This is a genomic window from Pseudomonas spelaei, from assembly GCF_009724245.1.
Taxonomy (GTDB): Bacteria; Pseudomonadota; Gammaproteobacteria; order Pseudomonadales; family Pseudomonadaceae; genus Aquipseudomonas; species Aquipseudomonas spelaei.
Genome location: NZ_WNNK01000012.1, coordinates 124689 through 149004 on the forward strand (window position 1 = coordinate 124689; position 24316 = coordinate 149004).

At 58.3% G+C, this 24316-nt stretch carries 21 protein-coding genes; 17 read left to right on the plus strand and 4 right to left on the minus strand.

The annotated features are described in order from the left end of the window. The first annotated feature begins 506 nt into the window (after positions 1 to 506). The 4 genes from GNF76_RS15835 to GNF76_RS15850 are packed head-to-tail and all read left to right on the plus strand — an operon-like array spanning position 507 to position 4627. The gene (locus GNF76_RS15835) at positions 507 to 1466 is read left to right on the plus strand and encodes an ABC transporter permease (protein WP_155584080.1); all 960 of its coding nucleotides are present in this window, start codon (positions 507 to 509) and stop codon (positions 1464 to 1466) included. A gap of 3 nt (positions 1467 to 1469) precedes the next feature. Then, positions 1470 to 2297 carry an ABC transporter permease gene (locus GNF76_RS15840; protein ID WP_155584081.1) on the plus strand — a complete coding sequence of 276 codons (828 nt, stop codon included), beginning with the start codon at positions 1470 to 1472 and terminating at the stop codon, positions 2295 to 2297. A gap of 2 nt (positions 2298 to 2299) precedes the next feature. Next, entirely contained in the window at positions 2300 to 3919 is a 1620-nt protein-coding gene (locus GNF76_RS15845; protein ID WP_155584082.1) for an ABC transporter ATP-binding protein, read from the plus strand. A gap of 9 nt (positions 3920 to 3928) precedes the next feature. Then, positions 3929 to 4627: an NAD(P)H-dependent oxidoreductase gene (locus GNF76_RS15850; protein WP_155584083.1), complete on the plus strand. Its 699-nt coding sequence runs from the start codon at positions 3929 to 3931 to the stop codon at positions 4625 to 4627. Position 4628: 1 nt separating this feature from the next. On the opposite strand, the gene GNF76_RS15855 is transcribed toward GNF76_RS15850, so the two are convergent. The 3 genes from GNF76_RS15855 to GNF76_RS15865 form a co-directional block, all read right to left on the minus strand. Next, positions 4629 to 5480, minus strand: a complete 852-nt coding sequence (locus GNF76_RS15855; RefSeq protein ID WP_246211922.1) for a LuxR family transcriptional regulator — start codon at positions 5478 to 5480, stop codon at positions 4629 to 4631. Between the two features lie 65 nt (positions 5481 to 5545). Next, on the minus strand, positions 5546 to 6964 hold the full coding sequence (locus tag GNF76_RS15860; RefSeq protein ID WP_155584085.1) for an aminotransferase: 1419 nt from the start codon (positions 6962 to 6964) through the stop codon (positions 5546 to 5548). Between the two features lie 34 nt (positions 6965 to 6998). Then, positions 6999 to 8099, minus strand: a complete 1101-nt coding sequence (locus GNF76_RS15865) for a polyamine ABC transporter substrate-binding protein (protein ID WP_155584086.1) — start codon at positions 8097 to 8099, stop codon at positions 6999 to 7001. A 166-nt stretch (positions 8100 to 8265) separates the two neighbouring features. Between GNF76_RS15865 and GNF76_RS15870 the strand changes: the two genes are divergently transcribed. Then, positions 8266 to 9087 (plus strand): aldo/keto reductase, encoded by an 822-nt coding sequence (locus tag GNF76_RS15870; RefSeq protein WP_155584087.1) that lies wholly within the window; start codon positions 8266 to 8268, stop codon positions 9085 to 9087. Positions 9088 to 9133: 46 nt separating this feature from the next. Here GNF76_RS15870 and GNF76_RS15875 read toward each other — a convergent pair whose 3' ends face one another. Continuing rightward, complete coding sequence (locus GNF76_RS15875; RefSeq protein WP_155584088.1) at positions 9134 to 9649, minus strand: Hcp family type VI secretion system effector; 516 nt, start codon at positions 9647 to 9649, stop codon at positions 9134 to 9136. A gap of 534 nt (positions 9650 to 10183) precedes the next feature. Between GNF76_RS15875 and tssA the strand changes: the two genes are divergently transcribed. From tssA to tssK, 12 genes are all read left to right on the plus strand, one after another. Then, positions 10184 to 11734, plus strand: a complete 1551-nt coding sequence (gene tssA / locus GNF76_RS15880; RefSeq protein WP_155584089.1) for a type VI secretion system protein TssA — start codon at positions 10184 to 10186, stop codon at positions 11732 to 11734. A gap of 32 nt (positions 11735 to 11766) precedes the next feature. Further along, positions 11767 to 12264, plus strand: a complete 498-nt coding sequence (tssB, locus tag GNF76_RS15885; protein WP_155584090.1) for a type VI secretion system contractile sheath small subunit — start codon at positions 11767 to 11769, stop codon at positions 12262 to 12264. Positions 12265 to 12291: 27 nt separating this feature from the next. Beyond that, positions 12292 to 13767, plus strand: coding sequence for a type VI secretion system contractile sheath large subunit (gene tssC, locus GNF76_RS15890; RefSeq protein ID WP_155584091.1), 1476 nt, complete (start codon positions 12292 to 12294; stop codon positions 13765 to 13767). A gap of 14 nt (positions 13768 to 13781) precedes the next feature. Next, positions 13782 to 14201, plus strand: coding sequence for a type VI secretion system baseplate subunit TssE (tssE, locus tag GNF76_RS15895; RefSeq protein ID WP_178123359.1), 420 nt, complete (start codon positions 13782 to 13784; stop codon positions 14199 to 14201). Continuing rightward, on the plus strand, positions 14191 to 15978 hold the full coding sequence (tssF, locus tag GNF76_RS15900; RefSeq protein WP_155584093.1) for a type VI secretion system baseplate subunit TssF: 1788 nt from the start codon (positions 14191 to 14193) through the stop codon (positions 15976 to 15978). The genes tssE and tssF overlap by 11 nt, the downstream gene beginning before the upstream one ends. After that, entirely contained in the window at positions 15942 to 16949 is a 1008-nt protein-coding gene (gene tssG / locus GNF76_RS15905) for a type VI secretion system baseplate subunit TssG (RefSeq protein ID WP_155584094.1), read from the plus strand. Before tssF ends, tssG begins: the two co-directional genes overlap by 37 nt. Before the next feature lie 12 nt (positions 16950 to 16961). Beyond that, on the plus strand, positions 16962 to 19535 hold the full coding sequence (tssH, locus tag GNF76_RS15910; protein WP_155584095.1) for a type VI secretion system ATPase TssH: 2574 nt from the start codon (positions 16962 to 16964) through the stop codon (positions 19533 to 19535). Then, positions 19535 to 21061 (plus strand): sigma-54 interaction domain-containing protein, encoded by a 1527-nt coding sequence (locus GNF76_RS15915; RefSeq protein ID WP_155584096.1) that lies wholly within the window; start codon positions 19535 to 19537, stop codon positions 21059 to 21061. Before tssH ends, GNF76_RS15915 begins: the two co-directional genes overlap by 1 nt. An 83-nt stretch (positions 21062 to 21144) precedes the next feature. Continuing rightward, on the plus strand, positions 21145 to 21276 hold the full coding sequence (locus GNF76_RS29585) for a type VI secretion protein (protein ID WP_246211923.1): 132 nt from the start codon (positions 21145 to 21147) through the stop codon (positions 21274 to 21276). Positions 21277 to 21292: 16 nt separating this feature from the next. After that, the gene (gene tagH / locus GNF76_RS15920; RefSeq protein WP_155584097.1) at positions 21293 to 22489 is read left to right on the plus strand and encodes a type VI secretion system-associated FHA domain protein TagH; all 1197 of its coding nucleotides are present in this window, start codon (positions 21293 to 21295) and stop codon (positions 22487 to 22489) included. 5 nt (positions 22490 to 22494) lie between these two features. Beyond that, the gene (gene tssJ, locus GNF76_RS15925) at positions 22495 to 22980 is read left to right on the plus strand and encodes a type VI secretion system lipoprotein TssJ (protein WP_155584098.1); all 486 of its coding nucleotides are present in this window, start codon (positions 22495 to 22497) and stop codon (positions 22978 to 22980) included. Between the two features lies 1 nt (position 22981). Further along, positions 22982 to 24313 (plus strand): type VI secretion system baseplate subunit TssK, encoded by a 1332-nt coding sequence (gene tssK / locus GNF76_RS15930; protein ID WP_155584099.1) that lies wholly within the window; start codon positions 22982 to 22984, stop codon positions 24311 to 24313. Positions 24314 to 24316: the final 3 nt, after the last annotated feature.

Consider the following 24316-nt stretch of genomic DNA (forward strand, 5'->3'; position numbering starts at 1 on the left):
CCACCTCGGTGCTTCTGCCAGACCACAGCGCCTGCATCGCAGCCTCGCCAGGGCTCGACAGCTCCCACACTGGAATTGTGCAGCCTTTGCAAGCGTGCCCAATGCGAGGACTCGCACCATGAATAGCCTGCGTGAAATGGACACCGCCCAGACGATGAAGATCACCTGTGGGAGCTGTCGAGCCCCAGCGAGGCTGCGATGGGATCACCTCGGTGCTTCTGCCAGACCGCAGCGCCTGTATCGCAGCCTCGCCAGGGCTCGACAGCTCCCACACTGGAATTGTGCAGCCTTTGCAAGCGTGCCCAACGCGAGGAATCGCCCATGAATAGCCTGCGTGAAATGGACACCGCCCAGACGATGAAGATCAATTGTGGGAGCTGTCGAGCCCCAGCGAGGCTGCGATGGGATCACCTCGGTGCCTCTGCCAGACCGCAGCGCCTGCATCGCAGCCTCGCACAAGGGAAATGTGTTGTCTTCGGGAGGTGCACCACTCATGAGAGTCCCACATGAATAGCCTATTTAAACTGGTCCTCCAGCGTCTGGCCCTTGGCTTGCTGTCGCTGTTCGCTGTCTCGGTGATCATCTTCCTGGCCGTCGGCATGCTTCCCGGCGATATCGCCCAGGCCATGCTCGGCCAGTCCGCGACACCGGAAACCGTCGCCGCGTTCCGCGCACAATTGGGCCTGGACCTGCCGCCCTTGAGCCGTTTTGTGCAGTGGCTGTTGCGCCTGCTGCACGGCGACCTCGGTGCCTCCCTGGCCAACCAGCGACCCATCGCTGAACTGATCGGTGCCCGCCTGGGTAACACCTTGCGCCTGGCGGCACTGGCCGCGTTGGTTTCGGTGCCGCTGGCATTGGTGTTAGGGATGCTCGCTGCGCTCTACCGCAACAGCTGGTTCGACCGCTTGCTCAATACCTCAGCCTTGAGCGCCGTATCGTTCCCTGAGTTCTTCGTCGCCTACCTGTTGATCCTGGTGTTCTCGGTCAAGCTCGGCTGGTTCCCCAGCCTGTCCAACCTGGCGCCGGATGCGTCATTGGGCACGATCCTCGAACGCTCGGTACTGCCGGTGGCGACCCTGAGCCTGGTGGTGATCGCGCAGATGATGCGCATGACCCGCGCCTCGCTCATCAACCTGCTGGCCAGCCCCTACATCGAAATGGCCCGGCTCAAGGGCATCAGCCAGTCGCGGATTATCTGGCGTCACGCTTTGCCCAATGCCCTGGCGCCCATCGTCAACGTGGTGGCGCTGAACCTGGCGTACCTGGTGGTGGGCGTGGTGGTGGTCGAAGTGGTGTTTGTCTATCCGGGCCTCGGCCAATTGCTGGTGGACTCGGTGTCCAAGCGCGACATCCCGGTGGTGCAGGCCTGCAGCCTGATCTTCGCCGCTACCTACATCCTGCTCAACACCAGTGCCGACGTGCTGTCCATCGCCAGCAACCCACGCCTGATGCATCCGAAGGGGTAGACCATGAACCTGATCCAACAACTGGCCAAGGCGCCATTGAGCGCCAAGTTCGGCCTGCTGGTCATCCTGCTGTACATCCTGGTGGCGCTGTTTGCACCGCTGCTCGCGCCTTATGGCGAAACCCAGGTGGTGGGCGACGGCTTTGCCCCCTGGAGCGGGCAGTTCCTGCTGGGCACCGATAACCTGGGGCGCGATATGTTCAGTCGCCTGGTCTACGGCGCGCGCAACACCCTGGGGATTGCCTTTCTGACCACGGTCCTGGCCTTTGCGCTGGGAGGTTTGAGTGGTTTGATCGCGGCGATCAAGGGCGGTTGGATCGACCAGGGATTGTCGCGGGTGGTGGACATCCTCATGGCCATTCCGCAGTTGATCTTCGCCTTGTTGATTCTCAGTGTGGTGGGCACCAATGCCATGTCCCTGGTGCTGGTGATTGCGTTGCTGGATTCGACCCGGGTGTTTCGCCTGTCCCGAGCGGTGGCGATGACAGTGGTGGTGCAAGACTTTGTCGAAGCCGCAAGGCTGCGTGGGGAAGGGCTATGGTGGCTGGTGACTCGCGAAGTATTGCCTAACGCCGCCGCACCCTTGATTGCTGAATTTGGCCTGCGTTTCTGCTTCGTGTTTTTGTTTATCAGCGCACTGTCGTTCCTCGGCCTGGGCATTCAACCGCCCACTGCCGATTGGGGCAGCATGGTCCGCGACAACGCGGTATTAATCACCTTCGGCGATATCAGCCCATTGCTGCCGGCCCTGGCGGTGGCGTTGATTACCATCAGCGTGAACTTTGTCGTCGACTGGATGCTGCACACATCCAGCGGCCTGAAGGAGTGTTGAGGATGGACAGTCCATTGCTGGAAATTCGCGACCTGCACATCGAAGGTCACTACGAGGACGCCTGGCACCCGCTGATCAAGGGCATCGACCTGACCTTGCAGCGCGGCGAAGTGTTGGGGCTGATTGGCGAGTCTGGCGCCGGTAAATCCACCTTGGGATTGGCCGCCATGGGTTATGCCCGTGACGGTTGCCGCATCACCCGTGGCTCGGTGCGTTTCGACGGTATTCAACTGTTGCAGGCCAAGCCCGAAGTCCTGCGTAAACTGCGCGGATTGCGAATTGCCTACGTCGCGCAAAGCGCTGCGGCTTCGTTCAACCCGGCGCACCGGTTGATCGATCAACACGTGGAAACGGCGGTGATCAACGGCGGCATCAGCCGTGCCCAGGCCGAGGCCGAGGCGGTGGAACTGTACCGCGTGCTGCGCCTGCCGAACCCGGAACAGATCGGTCAACGCTATCCGCACCAGGTGTCGGGCGGGCAGTTGCAACGGGTCATGACGGCGATGGCCATGGCCTGTCACCCAGACTTGATCATCTTCGACGAACCCACCACGGCCCTCGACGTTACCACCCAGATCGAAGTGTTGGCGGCCATTCGTGAGGCGATCAAGACCTTCGGCAGCGCCGCGATCTACATCAGCCACGACCTGGCGGTGGTCGCTCAAATGGCTGACCGGATCATGGTGTTGCGCCACGGCAAGCTGGTGGAAGAAGCCGAGACCCGCAGCATGCTCAGCGCACCGCAGCAGGACTACACCAAATCCCTGTGGGCGGTGCGCAGCTTTCGTACTGAGCCCAAGGCCTGTCCGGTGCAGCAGACACCGTTGCTGGAAGTGCGCCAGGCCTGTGCCAGTTACGGTCATCAGCCAGTGCTGCACGATGTCTCCATGCGCCTGTATCGCGGGCAGACGCTGGCGGTGATCGGTGAGTCCGGCAGCGGAAAAAGCTCCACGGCGCGCTTGATTACCGGGTTGTTGCCGTCCACCGCCGGGCAGGTGCTGTATGACGGCGAAGCCTTGCCGGCGGATTTTCGTCGGCGCAGCAAGGAGCAATTGCGGCGGATCCAGATGATCTATCAGATCCCCGACACCGCTTTGAATCCGCGCCAGCGCATCGTCGATATCATCGGTCGGCCACTGACGTTCTACCTCGGCCTCAAGGGCCGTGCCCTGCGCGAGCGTGTCGCGGAATTGCTGGAGATGATCGAGCTGGACCCGGCGACTTTCATGGAACGCCAGCCCCGGGAACTGTCCGGCGGCCAGAAACAGCGAATCTGCATCGCCCGCGCCCTGGCGGCCGATCCACAACTGATCATCTGCGACGAAGTGACCTCCGCCCTCGATCAACTGGTGGCCGAGGGCGTGCTGAAACTGCTCAATCGCCTGCAGCAGCAACTCGGCGTGGCTTACCTGTTTATCACCCACGACGTTGCCACCGTGCGCGCCATCGCTGACGAAGTGGTGGTGATGCAGCGCGGGCGGGTGGTGGACCACGGCAGCCGCAGCACGATCTTCACCCCGCCGTACCAGGACTACACCGGCCTGTTGTTTTCGTCGGAGCCGGAAATGGACCCCGACTGGCTCGATCACTTGCTGGCCCAACGTGCCGCGCTCACTTCTTGAGGAGTTTTCATGAACGTTCTGATTGTCCACGCTCACCCCGAGCCGCAGTCCTTCACGGCGGCCCTGCGTGACCAGGCCATCGCCACCTTGCAAGCCCAGGGACATGAGGTGCAGGTCAGCGACCTGTACGCGATGAACTGGAACCCGGTGGCCACGGCCGCTGACTTCACTGCGCGAGAAAATCCCGACTATTTGGTGTATGCCCTGGAACAACGCCTGGGGGTGAAAAGCCAATCCATTGCCGCAGATATCCAGCAGGAACTGGACAAGTTGCTGTGGGCCGACCTGCTGATTCTCAACTTCCCGATCTTCTGGTTCTCCGCCCCGGCCATGCTCAAGGGCTGGATCGATCGGGTGCTGGTGTCCGGCGTGTGTTACGGCGGCAAGCGCTTTTACGATCAGGGCGGGCTCGCCGGCAAGAAAGCACTGGTGACGGTGACCCTGGGCGGGCGCGAACATATGTTCGGCGAGCGGGCGATTCATGGCCCTCTTGAGGACATGCTGCGGCCGATCCTGCGCGGGACGCTGGCGTATGTCGGCTTCGACGTGTTGCCACCGTTTGTGGCCTGGCATGTGCCGTACATCAGTGCCGAGGCGCGCGGGGAATTTCTGTGTAGCTATCAGCAGCGGCTGGAAGGGTTGGCGGATGATCAGCCCTTGGTATTTCCAAAACTTGAGCAATTCGACGAGGCACTTTACCCGTTGTAGCTCAGAGTACTCGCCCCAGGGTCAGCCACTCGATGAACAGTGCGAACAACTCCGCCTGGGAGTTGATCGCCAGTTTGGTGTAGAGGTTCTTGCGGTGCATACGCACGGTTTCCGGGGAGATGCCGAGCATCTGCGCCGTGGATTTCACCGAGTGCCCGCGCAGGATCAGGTGGGCGATTTCCCGTTCCCGCACCGTCAGCAGGCCACTGCCAAAATGCATGAACGCGGCCTCGATCTGCTGATGCACCGGGGTTTGCGCAAAGACGTTTTCATCACCGATCACCTTGGCCATGCCGCCCGAGGTGCCGAACCGGCGCAGTAGCTCGCGGACCATCGGCAGCACGCTCTTCAATACGGCCAATTGTTCGTCGCTGAACTGCCCGGCACTCAAGCCTTGAAACATGCACAACGAGATTTTGCTCTGGGCGCAGAGGTCGACAATGTAATAGCCCTCCTGGGCGCCGCCGCTGCGCAGGTAATAGGTCTTGTAGTACTCGCTGTTGAAGAAATCGTCCGGAGCAATCTGTGCCAGGTGGTAGAAACCTTCCGCCAGGCCCTTGTCCACCGCCAGGCAGAACGGGTCCAGGAGGTAGCCGCGGGAGAAATAGCGGTTGATGATTTCTTCCTGGTACGCCTTGGGAATGCCTTGCTGATACAGCGAATGAGGCGGCAGGCCCCGGCGCTCCAGGCTGATCATCATCGATTCGATGGGCGTCAGCGTGCTCAGCGCGGTGGCCAGGTGCTCCAGGAACGACGCCTCGTCCACGTGGGTGAAGGCGTGGGCCAATGCGTCATGCCAGGCTTCAAGCAAGGGGAATGACGGGGCAGGGTAGCGATCGCTGGATGGGCTCATGCCGGCCAGTCTACCCGGCGGCCACGGCCCAGGCAAAAACGCCGAGACGGGCTCGGCGTTGGCGGTCATCGGCCCTGATACTCGCCGTTCTGGCGTAATTCGGTGGCGGTGTCGAGGATGCACTGGCGCAGGATCTCGACCACCTCGTCTACCTGGGCATGGCTGATGATCAAGGGCGGCGACATCACGTTCAGATGACCAATCGGCCTTACCAACAACCCCTTGGCCTGCGCCCGCAGATGGATTTTCTCACCGATGTTCACCGCATCCGGCAGCAGCGCCTTGCTGTGTTTGTCGGCGACAAACTCGATACACGCCATCAGGCGCTGACAGCGCACGTCACCCACCAGTGGCAAGTCCGCCAGGGTTTGCAGGCGTTGTTCCATGTACACCCCGACGTCCTCGACATGAGCCAGCAGGTTTTCCCGCTCGATAATCTCGATGTTTTTCAGCGCTGCCACGCAACTCACCGGGTGGCCGCTGTAGGTGAAACCATGGGTAAAGCAGCGGCCCTTGCCGGGTTCGCCGATCACTTGCCAGATACGCTCGGAGAAAATGCAGGCGCCCAGGGGCAGATACCCCGACGTCAGGCCCTTGGCGGTGGTGATAATGTCTGGCTGCATGTCGAACACCTCCTGGGAGGCGAAGAATTTGCCCAGGCGCCCGAACGAGGTAACGACCTCATCCGCCACGTACAGCAGGTCGTGGCGCTGGCAGACTTCCCACATGCGCCGGTGATAACCCTTGGGCGGAATAATCACGCCGCCCGAACCCATGATCGGTTCGGCAAAGAACGCCGCGACCTTGTCGGCGCCGAGGGTCAGGATCTTGTCTTCGAACTCGTTCACCAGAAAGTCGAGAAAATCCGCTTCGCTCATGCCCTGTGGCGCCCGGTAGTAATTGGGGCAGGAGATGTGGTGGAACAGGTCACTCATGAAGTCGAATTCCGGCGCGCGGTCGGCTGCCTTGTTGCCGATGGACATCGTCAGGAAGGTTGAGCCGTGATAGGCGTTAAGCCGCGAGATCACGTGTTTCTTTTCAGGCTTGCCACGGCTGTTCTGATAGAACTGCACCAGCCGATACGCGGTGTCGACTGCCGTGGAGCCGCCGGTAGTCAGAAATACATGGTTGAGGTCGCCCGGGGCCAGGCTGGCAAGCTTGGCGCACAGCTCAATGGCGGTCACGTTGGCCATGTCGCAAAACGGATTGGAGTAAGCCAGCTGGCGAACCTGGTTGGCGATGGCATCGGCCATTTCCTCACGGCCCAGGCCGATGTTGGTGCACCACATGCCGCCGACGGCATCCAGGTAGCGGTTGCCAGCGGTGTCGTAGATATACGCACCGTCGCCTGCGGCAATGTTCAGCGAGCCTTGTTCCCGATGCTCATCGAACATATGGAAGCCGTGCATGTAGTGGGCCTTGTCGGCAGCCACCAGTTGGTCGTGGTCGAACTGGGCGAAGAACTCGGGATTCGGCAGGGTCATGGGGTTCACCTTCTAGGGTTGAGGAGGTCCTGGATCACTTGCCGGTCTTGACGGCATTCCAGGTACGGGTGATCAGGCGCACGGCGTCTGGCGGCTGGCTTATCTGCGTAAAGAGCCGCTGCATCGTCGCCGGGTCCGGGTAGATGGCCGGGTTGTCGCGAATATCCGCATTCACCAGAGGCTTGGCCGCCAGGTTGCTGTTGGCGTAGTGAATGGTGTTGCTGACGCCGGCCATCACCTGGGGTTGCAGGAGAAACTCGATGAATTTATGGGCGTTGGCCACATGGGGGGCGTCGGCCGGGATATAGAAATTATCGAACCAGATCAACGAACCTTCCCGGGGAATGAAATAGTCCAGTTTGATCTTGGCCCCGGCCTCTTCAGCCCGTGCCTGTGCGGTGGCGTAATCGCCGGACCAACTGGTGGACAGACACAGGTCGCCATTAGCCAGGCCATTGATAAAACCACTGGAGTCAAATTTGCGCAGGTAAGGGCGCACGGCCATCAATACATCCTGGGCGGCCTTGAGGTCTTTGGTTGCTGCGCTGTTGGGGTCCCGGCCCAGGTAGGTCAGGGCCAGGGGAATCATGTCGGTGGGGGAATCCATGAAGGTGATGCCACAGTCGGCAAACCGGGAAATAATTTTCGGATCGAAGATCATTGCCAGGGAACCGATCGGTGCATCCGGCATGCGTTCCTTGATCTTGTCGACGTTGTACGCCACGCCGTTGCTGCCCCAGGTATACGGGGCGGAATAGGTCACGCCTCGGTCGTAGTTTTCCAGGTTTGTGAGCACCAGCGGGTCGATGTTTTTCCAGTCCGGCAGTTGTGTCTTGTCCAGGGGCTGGAACATTTTCGCCTTGATCAGCAGCGGCACCAGCGCCGCATTGAGCACCACCAGGTCGTATCCGGAGCGGCCGGAAAGCAATTTGCCCTGGACCGTTTCGTAGGAATCATAGGTGTCGTAGGTCACCTTGATCCCGGTGGCCTTTTCGAAGTCCGCCAGGGTGTGTTCACCGATATAGTCCGCCCAGTTATAGAGGCGCAGTGTGTTGCCAGGATCGTCCGCCGCCCGGCTTAAGGAGGAGAGGGTCAGCAATGCGACGCTGAGCAGGGCGATAAAGGCTTTATGCATGGCGGACCCACCTTGAGTTGTCAGTGTTATCAGGGGCTGAGAACACTTTCAGGCAGGCATGAGGGGTTTGCCATACCCTGTTCGGGTAGGTGGGTACCAGGCGGGTTGAACCCTTTTGGCGGATCAGTGCCACACTGTTAAACCGTGAACTTATCTGGAGGTGCCCATGCGAACCATTGATCTGGCCGGCGTTTCTGTCCCTGTTATTGGCCAAGGGACCTGGCGCATGGGAGAGGACCCCCGGCAGCGGCAAGCCGAGGTTGCTGCCCTGCAGTTGGGCATCGATGAAGGCATGACCCTGATCGACACTGCTGAAATGTATGGTGAAGGCGGTGCGGAGGAGGTGGTGGGCGAGGCGATTCGTGGCCGGCGCGAGCAGGTGGTGGTCGTCAGCAAGGTCTACCCGCACAACGCCAGTCACAAAGGCATTCCTCGTGCCTGCGAAGCCAGCCTTTCCCGGCTGGGCACGGATTACATCGACCTGTATCTGCTGCACTGGCGCGGGCAGTACCCACTTGAGGAAACCGTCGAAGCCTTCGAACGTCTGCGCGAAGCGGGCAAGATCGGGCGTTGGGGTGTTTCCAATTTCGACGTGTCAGATCTTCAAGAGCTGGCATCCCCGGCGTGTGCCACCAATCAGGTGCTCTACAACATTGAAGAGCGCGGTATCGAATTCGACTTGCTGCCCTGGTGGCAACAGCATCACTTGCCCTTGATGGCCTATTGTCCGATCGCCCAGGGCGGCGAACTGTTGTCCAGTCCCACCCTCAAGCAGATTGCCCATCGTCACGAGGTAACACCGGCCCAGGTATCGTTGGCCTGGGTCCTGCGCCAGGAGGGTGTGATTGCCATCCCCAAAGCGGTACAGCCCGAGCATGTTCGACTCAATGCCGCAGCAGCCCGGATTGTTCTTGATGAACATGACCTGGACGCCATTGACCGGGTATTCGGTGCACCGAAACGCAAGCATCCGTTGGCGATGGTCTGATAAATCGGCATCACCTGTGGTGGTGCCGATCCGCTTTCAATCTTGCTTAGCCAGCGACGGGGCTGCGCCAGTCATCGGAGCCGGAGGTGCCGGAAACTTCGTGGGTCCAGACGATTTTACGGTAAGTGAAATACACATCCTCCTGATGAGTGAAGTGGGCATTGTTCGGGTCCTGGCAGTTAGGCATCCGTGATTGGATGTCGACGATAATCGCGTCCTCCAACTCGATGGTGAAGTAATGCTCCTGAGTGCCGGCGCTGGAGGTGCGGTACCACTCCAGCCGGCATTTGACCATTTCCCCTGAGGTCAGTGCGCTGAACAGTAGTGGCGAAGACTTATCGAATACCTTGCTGACCATCAGCGGTTTGTGAACGCGCTGGCCTGTCGGCTGGCCGGACTGTGGGTCACGGGGAATGATGACCTGATGCGCAAAAGCCTGGACCAGAATCTGGTCTTCATGGCCTTCCTGATAAATGTTGCCGACAGAGTCCTGAGTGAACGTGCCTGCGGTAATCAGACCTTGTTTGGTGCCGGTAATGGATAGATACGCGGGTGTTGGCATGATTGGTTTCCTTGCCAGATAAATAGAATCGCCCCAAATGGCGATATTGCCCGGTGGGCGATGCTTGATAACAAGAAGCGTGCCAATAAGTTGTGGCGTAGATAGTTAGTGGGTTTCGTGGGTGGTGGTGTTTTACGTTGATAGGTTTGCTGGGTATTTTGAGTTGTTAAGTTTGTTTGTTTGCGCAGTGGTGCGCAGTTAATTGCTCATTCCATTGGGTGCTTTATATTGTTTGAGAAAGAGGGAGTTGAATGGGTTTTTGTCTGTATGTAGCTGCGCAAGTTGTTGTTTGAGTCTCTGCTGAGGCAGGTATGGTGAGGGTTTTGGCTTGGGGTTGTAGTTGTTTTAAGAGCTTTCGTTATTTTCGTAGGACGTTTCTTAAGTGTGTTTCTGCCACTTGATCAACATCAAATGCATCGATAAGGTACGTGCTCTCTGTTGTGTGAAGACGGAACTTAAACAGTGTTTCGGTGCGGGCGTTAGAATTTATCGAAACTGCAGAAACTTCTTGGAAATTTAAGTGCGGCCTCTCAAATGGGTTATTCAGACAAACTCTCTGATTATTATTTGGAACTTGCTCGGTTGCCGAACTCTGAAACGAGTTTCTCAGGTGAGGATGTACGTTTTTCAGGCGAGTATGAGGCCTTGGAAAGTGAACTGAGCAAGGCGCATTCGATACATGGCCGTAGTCAGCCTGACTGGCAAAAGATTGTGGAAAAAAGCGATACCTTGTTGCGCCATGAATCCAAGGATCTGCGAATTTCTGTCTGGCTGACCTGGGCACTGTATCAGCGTGAATCCTTCCCTGGACTGCTCGCGGGATTGGGGTTGTTGCGCTACCTCTGTGAGCATCACTGGGCGGTAGTTCATCCGCGCAAATCGCGTACCCGTGGTGCGGCGTTTGCCTGGCTGGTTCCGCGTGTTGAACAGGTACTTACCCAGAGCCTGTCGCTCAAGGACCAACGACCTCTGTTCGAGTGCATGCTCGAGCACCTGTTTCGCCTTGACCAGTTGTTGAGTGAACACCTTGGTGATGAAGCTCCCATGTTGTTGCCCATTCGCAGGCAACTGGCGGACAGGCTGCAGCAGGTCGCCGAAGGTAACCCCCGCCCTGAAGGGGTGAGTGGTGTCATTGCCCAGGTCAAGCAGGTTACCACTCAGTTGCTGTCGCCCGAACATGTCGTGGATAACGAAAAAGACGCCCGCAAGCTCCTGCGCACCTTGCAGGACAATGCTCGTCCCTTGTGTGCCTGGTGGTTACGCCAGAATGCAACTGATCTGCGTGCCCTGCGCCTGAACCGGACACTGACCTGGCTGACGGTCAGCACCCTTCCGGATTGCGACAGCGAACAGGTGACCCCCTTGCGAGGGCTCGCGCCGGATAAGCTCAAGCGTTATCAGGAGCGCTTTCAGCAGGGCTGTCATGCCGATCTTTTGCTGGAACTTGAGGTCAGCCTGACCCTCGCACCTTTCTGGTTCGATGGATTACGCATGGCCTGGGAATGCCTGCAGGCATTGCAAGCTCACTTGGCCATGACCGAGATGGAAGTGCACCTCGCCCTGCTTTTGCAACGCTTGCCAGGACTGGCCCAACTGCGATTTCACGATGGAACACCGTTTGCCGACGCGGTCACTCGCAACTGGATCAATACCCAAGTCACACGCCACCTGCACGTACCCACACCAAAGGCCGCACTCGATACGCAGGCCGCGCCTTGGGAGAAAGCGTTGCAGGACGTCATGCCCTTGCTACGCAAGGATGGGCTCAAGGCCGCCGTCCGAGCCTTCAAGTCAGGTCTACAGACCGCCCGGGGGGATCGCACCCGGTTCCATTGGCGACTGGGTTTGGCCAGGTTGTGTGGCCTGGCGGGCAAGCACGAGCTGGCCAAAATCCAGCTGGAACAACTTGACCAAGAGCTGCAGCGCGCAGGTTTTCAGCATTGGGAGCCTGACTTGAGTCTTGAAGTGTTGCAACTGTTGTACGGCTGTTGCGATGTATTGCCGCAAAGCCATGCCGTGCGCGAGCGTAAGGAAGAAGTCCATCGCAGGCTGTGCCACTTCGATCTTGAAGCGGTACTTGAATAGGCCCTCAAGCCACCAAAAAAAGGAGATGCATCATGGCCAAAGAAGGTTCGGTAGCCCCAAAGGAACGCATCAATATCACCTTCAAACCCGCCGTCGGTGGTGTGCAGGAGGAGGTCGAGCTGCCGTTGAAGTTGCTGGTGTTGGGGGACTTCACCCAGCGTGAGGACCTTAGCAAGCTTGAAGATCGCAAGCCCGTGAGCGTCGATAAAAACACCCTCGACGAGGTGTTGGCCAAGCAAGCGTTGAGCGTGCTCCTGAGTGTTCCCAATCGCCTTCAGGAGTCGCCCGAGATCGAAGAACTGGCCGTCCAGGTCAGGATTAACTCAATGAAGGACTTTAATCCGGCCAGTTTGGTTGAACAGATTCCCGAGCTCAAACAACTGATGGAACTGCGTGATGCGTTGGTGGCGCTCAAGGGCCCGCTAGGCAATACGCCGAGCTTTCGCAAAGCCATTGAACACGCCTTGGCCGATGACCAGTCCCGTGCCCGGGTATTGGCTGAGCTCGGGCTGAGCAGCCCTGCTGTATGACCTCTTCAGTAAAAGGACACTGACGCCATGACCACCAGCCACAGTCCACAACACACTGCTGTGAGTGCTGAGTACAGCATTCTCGACAGCATCATAGCCCAGACTCGCCTGAACGCTGACGATGAGGCCTATAGCATCGCCAAGCGCGGGGTATCGGCTTTTATCGAGGAACTGATCAAGCCGCAGAACAGTGGCGAACCGGTCAAGAAACGCATGGTTGACCGGATGATTGCCGAGATCGATGCAAAACTCAGCCAGCAAATGGATGAAATTCTTCATCACCCCGACTTCCAGGCCCTCGAGTCCTCCTGGCGTGGCTTGCAGCTATTGGTTGAGCGCACCAATTTCCGGGAAAACATCAAGATCGAGCTGTTGAACGTCTCCAGGCAGGATTTGCTGGAAGACTTCGAGGACTCTGCAGAAGTCACTCAGTCCGGGCTCTACAAACATATCTATAGCGCCGAGTACGGCCAGTTCGGTGGTCAGCCTGTGGGCGCGATCATCGCTAACTATTTTCTGTCGTCCAACGCGCCGGACGTCAAGCTGATGCAATACGTTTCCAGCGTGGCCTGTATGGCCCATGCGCCGTTTATAGCGGCTGCCGGGCCCGGCTTTTTCGGTTTGGAGCGGTTTACCGGCCTGCCTGACTTGAAGGACCTGAAAGATCATTTTGAAGGCCCGCAATTTTCAAAATGGCAGGCTTTTCGGCAGAGCGAGGATGCCCGCTACGTTGGCCTGACTGTCCCGCGTTTCCTGTTGCGCACGCCTTATGATCCCCAGGACTGCCCGGTCAAGACCTTTGCCTACAAGGAAAACGTGGTCAACAGCCATGAGCACTACCTGTGGGGCAACACCGCGTATGCGTTCGCCACACGGTTAACGGACAGTTTTGTCAGGTTCCGCTGGTGCCCGAACATTATCGGGCCACAAAGTGGTGGCGCGGTGGAAGACTTGCCCCTGCATCATTTCCAGAGCATGGGTGAAATCGAAACCAAGATTCCCACCGAGGTACTGGTTTCCGATCGTCGCGAATACGAGCTGGCGCAAGAAGGCTTCATTGCCCTGACCATGCGCAAGGGCAGCGACAACGCGGCGTTTTTCTCTGCCAGCTCGGTGCAGAAGCCCAAGTTTTTCGGGATCAGCGAGGAGGGCAAGGTTGCCGAGTTGAACTACCGGCTTGGCACTCAACTGCCGTACATGATGATCGTCAACCGCCTGGCCCATTACCTGAAGGTACTGCAACGTGAACAGTTAGGTTCATGGAAAGAGCGCACTGACCTGGAGCAAGAACTCAACAAGTGGATTCGTCAGTACGTTGCTGACCAGGACAACCCCAGCGCCGAGGTGCGTGGGCGGCGTCCGTTGCGGGCGGCGCAGATTATCGTCAGCGATGTCGAGGGCGAGCCCGGTTGGTATCGTGTCAATCTGAGTGTGCGCCCGCACTTCAAGTACATGGGGGTGAACTTCACCCTTTCCCTGGTTGGCAAGCTCGATAAAGAATGAGCAGGAGCCAGGACGTGAGCCGATACGCCAGCCTTTTTGAACGCCTGGGGCGTGAAGTGCCCCTACCTATTGGCGGTAGTCCCGAGGCCAGCACCATGGTGTCGGTGGCCGCCCATCTGGGGAAAATGCTCAATACCCGAGCGGGCAGTGTGCAGACACTGCCTGACTACGGCCTGCCTGATCTCAACGACATGCGCCTGAGCTTGCACGAATCCTTGAGCCAGGCGCGGTCTTTGATCGAGCGTTTTATCCAGGCGTACGAGCCCCGTCTGAGCAATGCTCGAGTGACGGCGTTACCTCGGGACCAAGACCCTCTGTCCCTGTCCTTTGTCATTAGCGGTGAACTGAACATCGACGGTGTCATGCACTCGGCTACTTTTTCCGGGAACCTGAATGGCAGTGGACGGATCGAGGTCAAGCCTGATGTCCTTTAACCGGTACTACCAGAGTGAGCTCATTGCGTTGCGGCAGTTAGGCCGGCGCTTCTCCGAGAGTAATCCGGCTCTGGCGCCGTTTCTCGGAGAGGCCGGCCAGGATCCCGATGTGGAGCGGTTGCTCGAAGGTTTTGCGTTCTTGACCGGTCGTCTGCGGCAAAAGCTTGATGACGAGTTGCCTGAACTGAGTCATTCGCTGATGCACTTGCTCTGGCCCAACTACATGCGGCCGTTACCAGCGTTCAGCATGTTGCAGTTTGATTCTCTCAAGCACACAGGTCCTGCCGTTCGGGTGGAGCGAGACACTCCGGTAGAAAGCGCTGCTATCAATGGCGAAAACTGTCGTTTTCGGACCTGTTATGTGACCGATGTCTTGCCACTGCAATTGCGTGCACTCAGGTATTCGGTACGAGGTGAGGGCGCGCTGTTGAGTCTGTGTCTGGACATGAGTGCAGACGGTAATTTCAGTGAGCTGGAGTTCCATCAGTTACGGCTGCATCTGGCGGGGGAACGCTATATCAGTCAGACGCTGTACCTGAGTCTGATGCGTCATTTGGACGGGATCGAGGTACTGCCTCTGGACGCTGGCGGTCTGCCGATCGTCGGTGCTGACGGCCTGGTGGTGTCGTGGAGGTTGCCCGCCAGCCACGTGCAACCCGTGGGTTTTGCGGAGGATCAGGCGCTGATTCCCTATCCGCTGAATACCTTCCGTGGCTATCGCCACCTGCAGGAGTATTTCGCCTTTCCTGACAAGTACCTGTTTGTCGACATTGATGGTCTCGACCTGCGCACGCGTCTGCCAGGTGAAGTACTCAAACAGGTGAGGGGGCTTGAGCTGCGCTTTGATATTCGCAAATGCAGCCTTGAACGGCAGTGCCCAACGTTGGACAACGTGAGGTTGTACTGCACCCCCATTGTCAATCTGTTCGCCCACGACGGTGTGCCCATTCGCCTGGACGGCAAGCAGGATGAATACCTGCTGCTGCCCGCCGAATACCGGCAGGGTAACTGTGGTGTGTTTTCTGTAGACAAGATCACGGGGTGGCGTCCCGGTGGTTTGGGTTACCAGAGCTATGTGGCATTCGAGTCCTTTGAACATGACCTCGGCACTCAGGAGTCGGCACCGCAGCCCAGCTACAGCATTCACCAGCGACCATCGCTGCAGCATGCAGGGCTTGATACCTATCTGAGCTTCGGCATTCATCGGGCCAATGCCCCGGAAACCCTGTCAATTGAGATGACCTGTACCAACCACAACGTGCCAAGGCAACTGCAGGTGGGGCAGATCAACCAGCCATGTGAGCAGACGCCCGAGTTTCTGTCTTTTCGCAACATCACGGTAGCGACCTCAAGTTTCGCGCCACCCCTGGACAGCGGGTTTCTCTGGAAACTGATCAGCAACATGTCGCTCAACTACCTGTCGCTGACTCATATCGACGCATTGAAAGTGATTCTCGAAACCTACGATTTACCGCGTTATCACGATCGCCAGGCGGAGAAAGTCAGCCGTCTCAAACTCGGGGCCTTGTGTTCGATCAGCCATCAACCGGTAGACAGGTTGTATCGAGGGCTGCCATTGCGAGGCGTGCGTGTCGACCTGACTGTAGACCCCCAAGGGTTCATGGGTGACGGCGACGTGTTTGTGTTCGCCTCAGTGCTCAACGAATTTTTTGCACTTTACGCAAGCCTCAACTCGTACCACGAATTGCGAGTCACCAGCACACAAGGAGACGTGTATCTATGGCCACCTCGCATGGGCCAGCAGCCCCTGCTTTAACCGAACTCTCCCGGCCTGTCCGTGAATACTCGCTGTTTCAGGCGGTATCGCAGATCGTCGAGCGTTTACGTGAGGCTCACCCATCCCTGGACGACGATGCGCTTTACGATCAGTTGGAGTTTCGGGCCAATCCTGACCTGGGGTTTCCTGGCAGTGATATTGAGAGTGTAGGGTTTTTTCGGGATCAAGATCGATGGCGGGTGTGCCTTCGACTCAATGTGCTTGGGCTAGTGGGAGCAGGGTCGCCGTTGCCAGCATTTTATGGTGAGCAGGCCTTGATGGAGACGACAAGTGGCAATCCAACTCGCGACTTTCTCGATGTGTTCCACCATCGCTTGCATCGATTGATGCTGCCGATCTGGTGCAAATACCGTTATCACGCACGCTTTCGAACGGGGGCCTCTGACCCTTTTTCCGAGCAGATGTTTGCGCTGATGGGCCTGGGGGGAGAGGCCGTTCGAAGCGCCATACCGTTGAACTACAAACGCCTGTTGCCCTATCTGGGACTCCTGAGCTTACGTGCTCATTCGGCTGCGCTGATCGAGACGGTTCTGCGCTACTACTTCAAGCACGGTCAGCTGTTCGTCGAGCAGTGGGTTGAACGAACAGTGGTGATTGCCCATGAGCAACGTAACCGCCTCGGCGTATCCAGCAGCCTATTGGGCGAGGACCTGGTTATGGGGCATCGGGTCGCTGACCGCAGTGGAAAGTTCAGGGTGCATGTCCAGGCGCTGGATTGGCAGCGCTTTCACGAATTCCTGCCCACCGGCACGGGCTACCAGTCGATGTGCGCATTGGTCAGGTTCGCCGTTCGGGACCCTTTGGAGTACGACATGCGACTGGTACTGGCAAAGGGTGAGGCCAGGCCGCTGCACATTGGCGAACACAACATCTGTCGTTTGGGCTGGACCAGTTGGCTCGGTCACGAACGGGCTGAAGGTGCTGTCACGCTGGCCAGTAAAACTCATTAGGGACTGATGATTATGATGAAGGTGGACCTGCAACAACTTATTCAAGCCTTGGCTGCGCCTACCCGTCGCGATCTCGAGCGCTCAGCCGAGCGTTGCGTTGCGCGGGGCGGTCACGAGGTGCAGGTGGAGGACTTGCTGCTGGCACTGATGGAGCATCCTGATGGTGTGCTGGTGAGAGCATTGGTGGACGCTGGTGTGGACCTTGGGGAAGTGGCCCTGCAACCGAACAGTGGAGAGGGAGGGTCGCATCATCCGGTCTTTGCGGTGCCGTTGGTGCAGTGGTTGCAGCACGCGTTAATGGTGGCTCAGTTGGAGTTGGGGCAGGGCGAAGTCGACGACACTGCGTTGGTACTCGCGTTAGCGCTTAATCCTTCGCATGCCGGCGATCGTTATCAGATTCTCCTGAGGCAGCTCGATGTAGAACGGCTGCGATCATTTGTTCTGAGTGAAAGGTCCGGGACTTCTCAATCAAGGGCGCCTGTATCAGAGCAATCACTGCTCCAGCGCTTTACCCATGACTTGACTCGCCAGGCCCGTGACGGCCAGCTCGATCCGGTTCTGTGCAGGGATGGCGAGATTCGGCAACTGATCGACATCCTGGCGAGAAGGCGCAAGAACAACCCCATCATCGTTGGTGAGGCGGGGGTTGGGAAAACCGCCATCGTCGAGGGCCTGGCGCTGCGAATCGTTGCCGCACAAGTGCCTGCGGTGCTCCAGAAGGTCCAGCTTCTGACCTTGGATTTGGGCCTGCTGCAAGCCGGCGCCAGTATCAAGGGCGAATTTGAGAGACGCCTCAAAGGGGTGATTGATGAGGTCAATAGCTCGCCAGATCCGGTCATTCTGTTTATTGACGAAGCCCATACGCTGATCGGGACGGGTGGACAGGCAGGTGGATCGGATGCTGCCAACCTGCTCAAACCCGCGTTGGCCCGTGGTGAGTTACGTACGATCGCTGCCACTACGTGGTCGGAGCATAAGAAATACTTCGATAAAGATCCGGCATTGTCCCGGCGTTTTCAGCCAGTCCACGTGCATGAGCCAACGGTTGCCGATACCGCTACGATCCTGCGTGGCCTGGCGCCAGTGTATGAAGCCAATCACGGCATCTATGTGCGGGACGATGCCGTCGTCGCGGCGGCTCAGTTGTCCGCCCGGTACTTGACGGGGCGTCAGTTGCCTGACAAAGCGGTGGATGTGCTGGATACAGCGTGTGCTCGAGTGCGTATTAGCCTGGTGACGGTGCCGCAAGAGTTGCAGCAACTGCGGGACGAACTGGCCGAGGGCGTGCGTCGATGCATGGCGTTACGCCGTGACCGGAATGCAGGGTTGTCGATCGATGAGCTGGCTTTGCAGTCGTCAACGCTGAGGTTGGAAGAACTCGAACGCCAGCAACAGGTGCTGGAGCAACGCTGGGGTCGTCAGTGTGAATTGGCCGAACAAGTGCTCTTGTTGCGTCAGCAACTGATCGAGGCCCGTGAGGCCCTGGCTGACGCAGAGGTCATCGACGGGTTCGTCCGGGCATTGGCCGAAAACCAGCTCGCGCTGTTGGCGGCGCAGCGTGAGCAGCGGCTGGTCAGTTTTGAAGTTTGTCCTTGGTTGGTCGCGCAAGTGATCAGTGGCTGGACGGGTATCCCGGTGACGCAATTGGCCCGTGAGCACTGTACGAACGTGCTGGGCTTTGCCACTGACTTGGGCACTCGGATCCTGGGCCAGGACTATGCGGTGCAGGTTCTGGATCGCTCCATGCGTGCCGTCGCTGCGGGGCTGAATAGGCCCAATGCTCCAGTCGGGGTGTTTCTGCTGGTGGGGCCCAGTGGTGTCGGCAAGACCGAAACGGCGCACGCCTTGGCGGATCTGCTATATGGCGGCGAGCGCTTCATGACCACGATCAACATGTCGGAATATCAGGAGAAACACTCACTGTCCCGGTTGATTGGTGCTCCGCCGGGGTATGTCGGTTATGGCGAGGGCGGAGTACTGACCGAGGCAGTACGGCGCAAACCCTATTCAGTAGTATTGCTGGACGAGGTCGAGAAGGCCGATCCAGACGTCATGAACCTGTTTTACCAAGTCTTCGATAAAGGCGTGGCAAACGATGGTGAAGGGCGTGAAATTGATTTTCGCAACACCCTGATTCTGATGACTTCCAATCTGGGCAGTGAACAGATTGTCACCTTGTGTTCAGGCGCACAGCGCCCTGGTATCGGAGTATTGCAGGAGGCGATTCAGCCGATCCTCAGCGCGCATTTCAAACCGGCGCTGCTGGCTCGGATTCGCGTCGTTCCGTACTACCCGATCAGTGATGGGACTTTGCAGGGGCTGATCGAAAGCAAGCTGCAATGCCTGGGGCAAAGGCTGCTGCAGCGAAACCTGATGTTTAGTCACACGCCGGCGGTGGTTGCTCATATCAAGGATCGTTGCCTGCGCAGTGACAGCGGTGCCCGATTTATAGATCACTGGCTGGAGGCCAATCTGCTGCCACGGGTGGTGGATCGCCTGCTGGAGGCGATGGCGAGTGACGAGTCCCTGCTGTCTGCCCGCGCAGGGCTGGATAGCCACGGCCACCTGACCTGTGAGTTCAACTGATGATGGACAATCTGTTCACCCAGTTGCCGCATCCTCTTGCCTACGCTGACGCTTTGCTGGCGTGGTTCACTCGTTTGGGCATGGAGAGCGACGAGTCGACGTTGCCCGGCGACTATGTCACGGCTGCCGCTCAATTAAGTCAGTGTGAGCTCAGCCAGTTGTACCTGCTCGATGAAGTGACGGGGCAGTTGAAGCTGATTGCCCGGCACTTGCCAGGCGTCTTGCCATCCACAGACCTTGTGAACCCTGATGTGGATTTCAAGAACGAGCAGCTATTGCAGTTTGCCATGGGGCAGAACCAAGCATTCTTTGTCGCCGATGTGGGCAGCGGTCTGTATGACTCAGGCTTTTTGCCTGCTGTTGATGAGCCTTGGCGATCATTGTTGTGCGTGCCGTTGACCAACCGGCGAAAGAAGATTTCGGGTTTGTTGTTGTGTGCCAGTCCACGAAGGGTGGACCTGCTGGGGTACGCGGTATCGCTGGAGAAACTGGGACGTTTTGCCTTGAACCAGTTAGTGGTTTTACGACGCGGGCATCGATCGTCAATCCCATTGAAAACGATCCGAAGTGCCGCCTATACCAACGACTATGGGTTGATCGGCAACAGTTCGGCGATGGGTGAGACGTGCCGTTTGATCGGCAAAGTCCGGAACAGTCCTTATACCGTGTTATTGCGAGGGGAAACCGGTACCGGGAAGGAGGTGGTTGCGCGAGTCATACACGATGCAGGGCCTCGTCGTACCAAGGCGTTTGTGGTGCAAAACTGCGCTGCCTTCCCTGAAGGTTTGCTGGAAAGCGAGTTGTTTGGTTACCGCAAGGGCGCATTCACCGGTGCCGAGCGGGACTATGCCGGCTTATTTGACGCTGCCCACGGCGGCACTCTGCTGCTGGACGAAATCGGCGACATGCCACTCTCGCTACAGGCTAAGTTGCTGCGGGTCTTGCAGGAAGGAGAGATTCGTCCATTGGGCGCCACTGCTGCCCACAAGGTCGATGTGCGGATCATTGCTGCGACCCACCGTGATCTTGCGAGCATGGTGGCCCAAGGCAGTTTTCGCGAAGACCTTTATTACCGCTTGGCACAATTTCCTATCGAACTGCCGGCATTGCGTCAGCGAGACGGCGATGTCTTGGAGCTGGCCCGCCACTTCGCAGACAAGGCCTGCTCATTCCTTGAGCGTGCGCCGATAGATTGGTCGAATGCAGCCCTTGATCAACTGTCCAGCCATGCCTTTCCCGGAAATGTCCGAGAGCTCAAATGTCTGGTGGAGCGTGCAGTGTTGCTGTGTGACGACGGTGTGATCTTGCCCGTGCACCTGTCACTGGCACCCACCTCTGTTCCCGTTGATGCAACGCTGCGTCAGCGCCTGGAGCGGGTCGAACGGGTCTTTCTGATCGATTGCCTGCGCAAGAACCGTGGTAACCGAACCTGGGCCGCCCGCGAGCTGGGCCTTGCCCGACGTACGCTGCTGTACCGCCTTGCGCGCTTGAAGATTCCCTTTGGCGATCTCAAGGAAGAGTGCTGATGGCGTACCCCTCCAGATGTGCAATTACCTACCGGCACTGGTTAACCCAGGCCCGCCGGATTTATCTCAGTGGGAGATATGTGATGCCTGTTCGTCGATGGCAAGCCGTTGTGCTTGTGATGTTCGCTCTTGGCGGCTGTAACGCAAATTACGTCTTCGACGACGGTGACTACCGCCCGTTGGGTGACCCGCAGTCAAACAGTCGTGATCAGTGATTCTGGGAGCCTACTCATGCAATTAGTGCTTGAAATCTGCGGTCCGGGGTACAACGGGCCTGGACGGTCACTCAGCAAAACCTTTGAGGGTACCGGCGGAGTCATTGGCCGTGGCGCCGGATGTGACTGGATCATTCCCGATCCCAGTCGCCTGCTTTCCAACCACCACGCGTTAATCAGCTATCGCGATGGCCGGTACTTTCTGACGGATATCAGCAGTAACGGTATTCGTCTGGGGGGGCGCGGCGAGCGCTTGCCCAAAGGCCAGGCTATGCCTGTTGTGCATGGCATGGTTTTTCAGTTGGGAGGGTTCGAGGTTTGTGCCTGTTTGGCAGGGCCCATGAAGATATCGGAGCCTGAAGGGGGATCATCCTTCCTCTCCAGTTCGATTCCTGACGACGCATTCCTGGCGTTGGACCCCATGTACGCACTTGAACGTGAGCACATGAGCCAGAGCACATCGGATGAGCTGGACGCGTTGAAAACCACGGTCACTGAGTCTGGGTCGTGGACTGATGACTGTAGGGTGGACGCGGAGCATCTGACAGTGCCCGAGTGGGTGGTTCCCGCGCCAGAGACGGTACCAAGCCAGGCGGGGACTCTCCCTCTGAATGGCAATGAGATATTTTGGGCGGCATTTTCTGACGCGCTGGGCATTCGCCTGGAACTGCTCGATGAGCAGGGGCGGGAGGCGCTGGCGATCAAGTCGGCAAGTTTGCTTCGACAAGGGATCGAGGGGCTGCAGCAGGGCCTGCATACCCGCAACGAGCTGAAGAACGAGCTGAATCTGACCGTTAACTGCACCCAGCTCAAGAGCCATAACCCGCTACAAGACAGCGCCGATTGCAACGCGGCATTGAAGGTGCTTCTGGGCCCCGGACAGCTTGGGCAGTTGTCGGCCGAACTGGCTATCGCTCAGGCCTGGCGGGACATCCAGGCTCATCAGGTCGCGTTGCTGGTAGCTTGCCGCACCGCTGTGCGTGCTGCCCTGACAGCCTTTGCGCCGGCTCATTTGATCCGATGTTTCGAGCAGCAGGGCAAACTGCCGAGGTTCGCCACGGGGGGTGGCCATTGGCGTGCCTATCAACGCCACTACCAACAACTGATCGAAGATGACAGCTGGAGTGAGCGCCTGTTGGGTAATGACTTTGCAAAAGCCTACGAGGAGCAGATTCGCCTGATCTCCGCCCTTGACCGCGCCTATCCAGGATGATGCCAATGTTTCGTGTTTTCGTTTCTCTGTCGTTCGTTGTGCTGGGCCTGTTGGCCGGTTGCAGCAGCCTTTCACCCTTCTCGACGGTGACCAAGCTGGACCTGACGCTGACGGCCAGCGAGCACGTCAATCCGGACCTTCACGGTCGACCTTCTCCCGTCGTGTTGCGCTTGATAGAACTTCGGCACCCCGTCGCCTTTGAGAATGCCGACTTCTTCAGTCTCTATGGGCGTGCCGAACAGACCCTGCCCAAGGACCTGGTGAACAGTGAGGAACTGGAGCTGCGCCCCGGTGAGCAAGTGGTACTCAAACTCAGTCTCGAGCAGGGCAGCCGCTATGTCGGTGTGTTGGCGGCGTATCGGGACCTGCCCCAGGCGCAATGGCGTCATGTTCTGTCCGTTGCCCATCGGCAGGTGAGCCGTGCCGAGCTGGTGCTTGACCAGGCTGGGATTCGACCGGTCCATCCCATCCAAGCCAGGGTGGACGACTGATATGCAGATTCATAAAGTCATCTGGCAGGAAGGCATGCTGCTTCGGCCCCAGCATTTGCAACATAACGACCGTTACTACGACCAGCAGCTTAAGCATCGGACCCGTTTGCTCGGCAGTCATTCGTGGGGATTCTTGACCCTGGAATTCGACCTTCAGTATCTCAACATGGGCAAGGTGGTCATCAACGAGGCCAGCGGCATATTGCCCGACGGTAGCCTCTTCGAACTGAGCGGTACGCTGCAGCCGTTGCTCATCGAAATTCCGGCGAACACCGTAGGGCAGTCGATTTACCTGGCTTTGCCACTCGTGACCGGCAACCACGTCGAAGCGCGCCAGGCGCAACAGTCCGAGGTGTTGGCGCGCTACGTCACGTGCGAGGCCGATGTGATCGACTCTAACGCTGGTGAAGACTCTCGCTGTCAGATCAGCTGCGGGCGTCCGGATTTTCGCCTGCTGGCGGGTGAACAACAGTCCGACCAGACCTATGTGAAACTCAAGATCGCCCAAGTACTGGGTTGTACTTCAGACGGAGTGGTCAGCCTGGATCCGGACTTTGTTCCGACGTTCATCCACCTGCAAGGTTCCGGGTACCTGCTGTCCTGCCTCAAGGAGGTAATCAGCTTACTGGCCAACCGTGGTGATGCCATTGCCGAACGCCTGGGTTCCAATGGCAAGGCTGGAGGAACGGAGGTTGGCGACTTTCTGATGTTGCAACTGATCAACCGCACCGAGTTGGTTCTGCGTCATTACCTGGACCTCGCTCAGGTCAGTCCTGAAGCGTTGTATCGGACCTTGTTGTCGATTCTGGGCGAACTGTCGACGTTTGCCAGCGACAACAAGCGCCCGCGCCTTGAGGGACGCTACCAGCACGGCGACCAAGGCGCGAGTTTTCGACGGTTGATGGAGGCGATACGTAGCGTGTTATCGATGGTGCTTGAGCGGCATGCCATCGAGCTGGTGCTGCAGCAGCGCCAGTACGGCGTGTTGGTGTGTCCGGTGAGCGACCTCAACGTGTTGGGGACAGCAACCTTCGTGCTGGCAGCCAGTGCCCACTGCGACAGCGATGAACTTCGTCATCGCCTGCCAGCGCATCTCAAGGTTGGCCCCGTGGAGCGAATTCGTGAACTGGTGAACCTGCACCTGGCGGGCATCAAGGTCAAACCATTGCCCGTAGCGCCACGACAGATTCCGTTTCATGCCAATAACACCTACTTCAAGCTCGAGCTTAGTGCCCGTGATGTGGCGCAACTACAGCATTCAGGAGGTGTTGCTTTTCATGTCGCCGGCGAGTTTGCCGAACTTGAATTGAAATTATGGGCCATCAGGAACTGAACC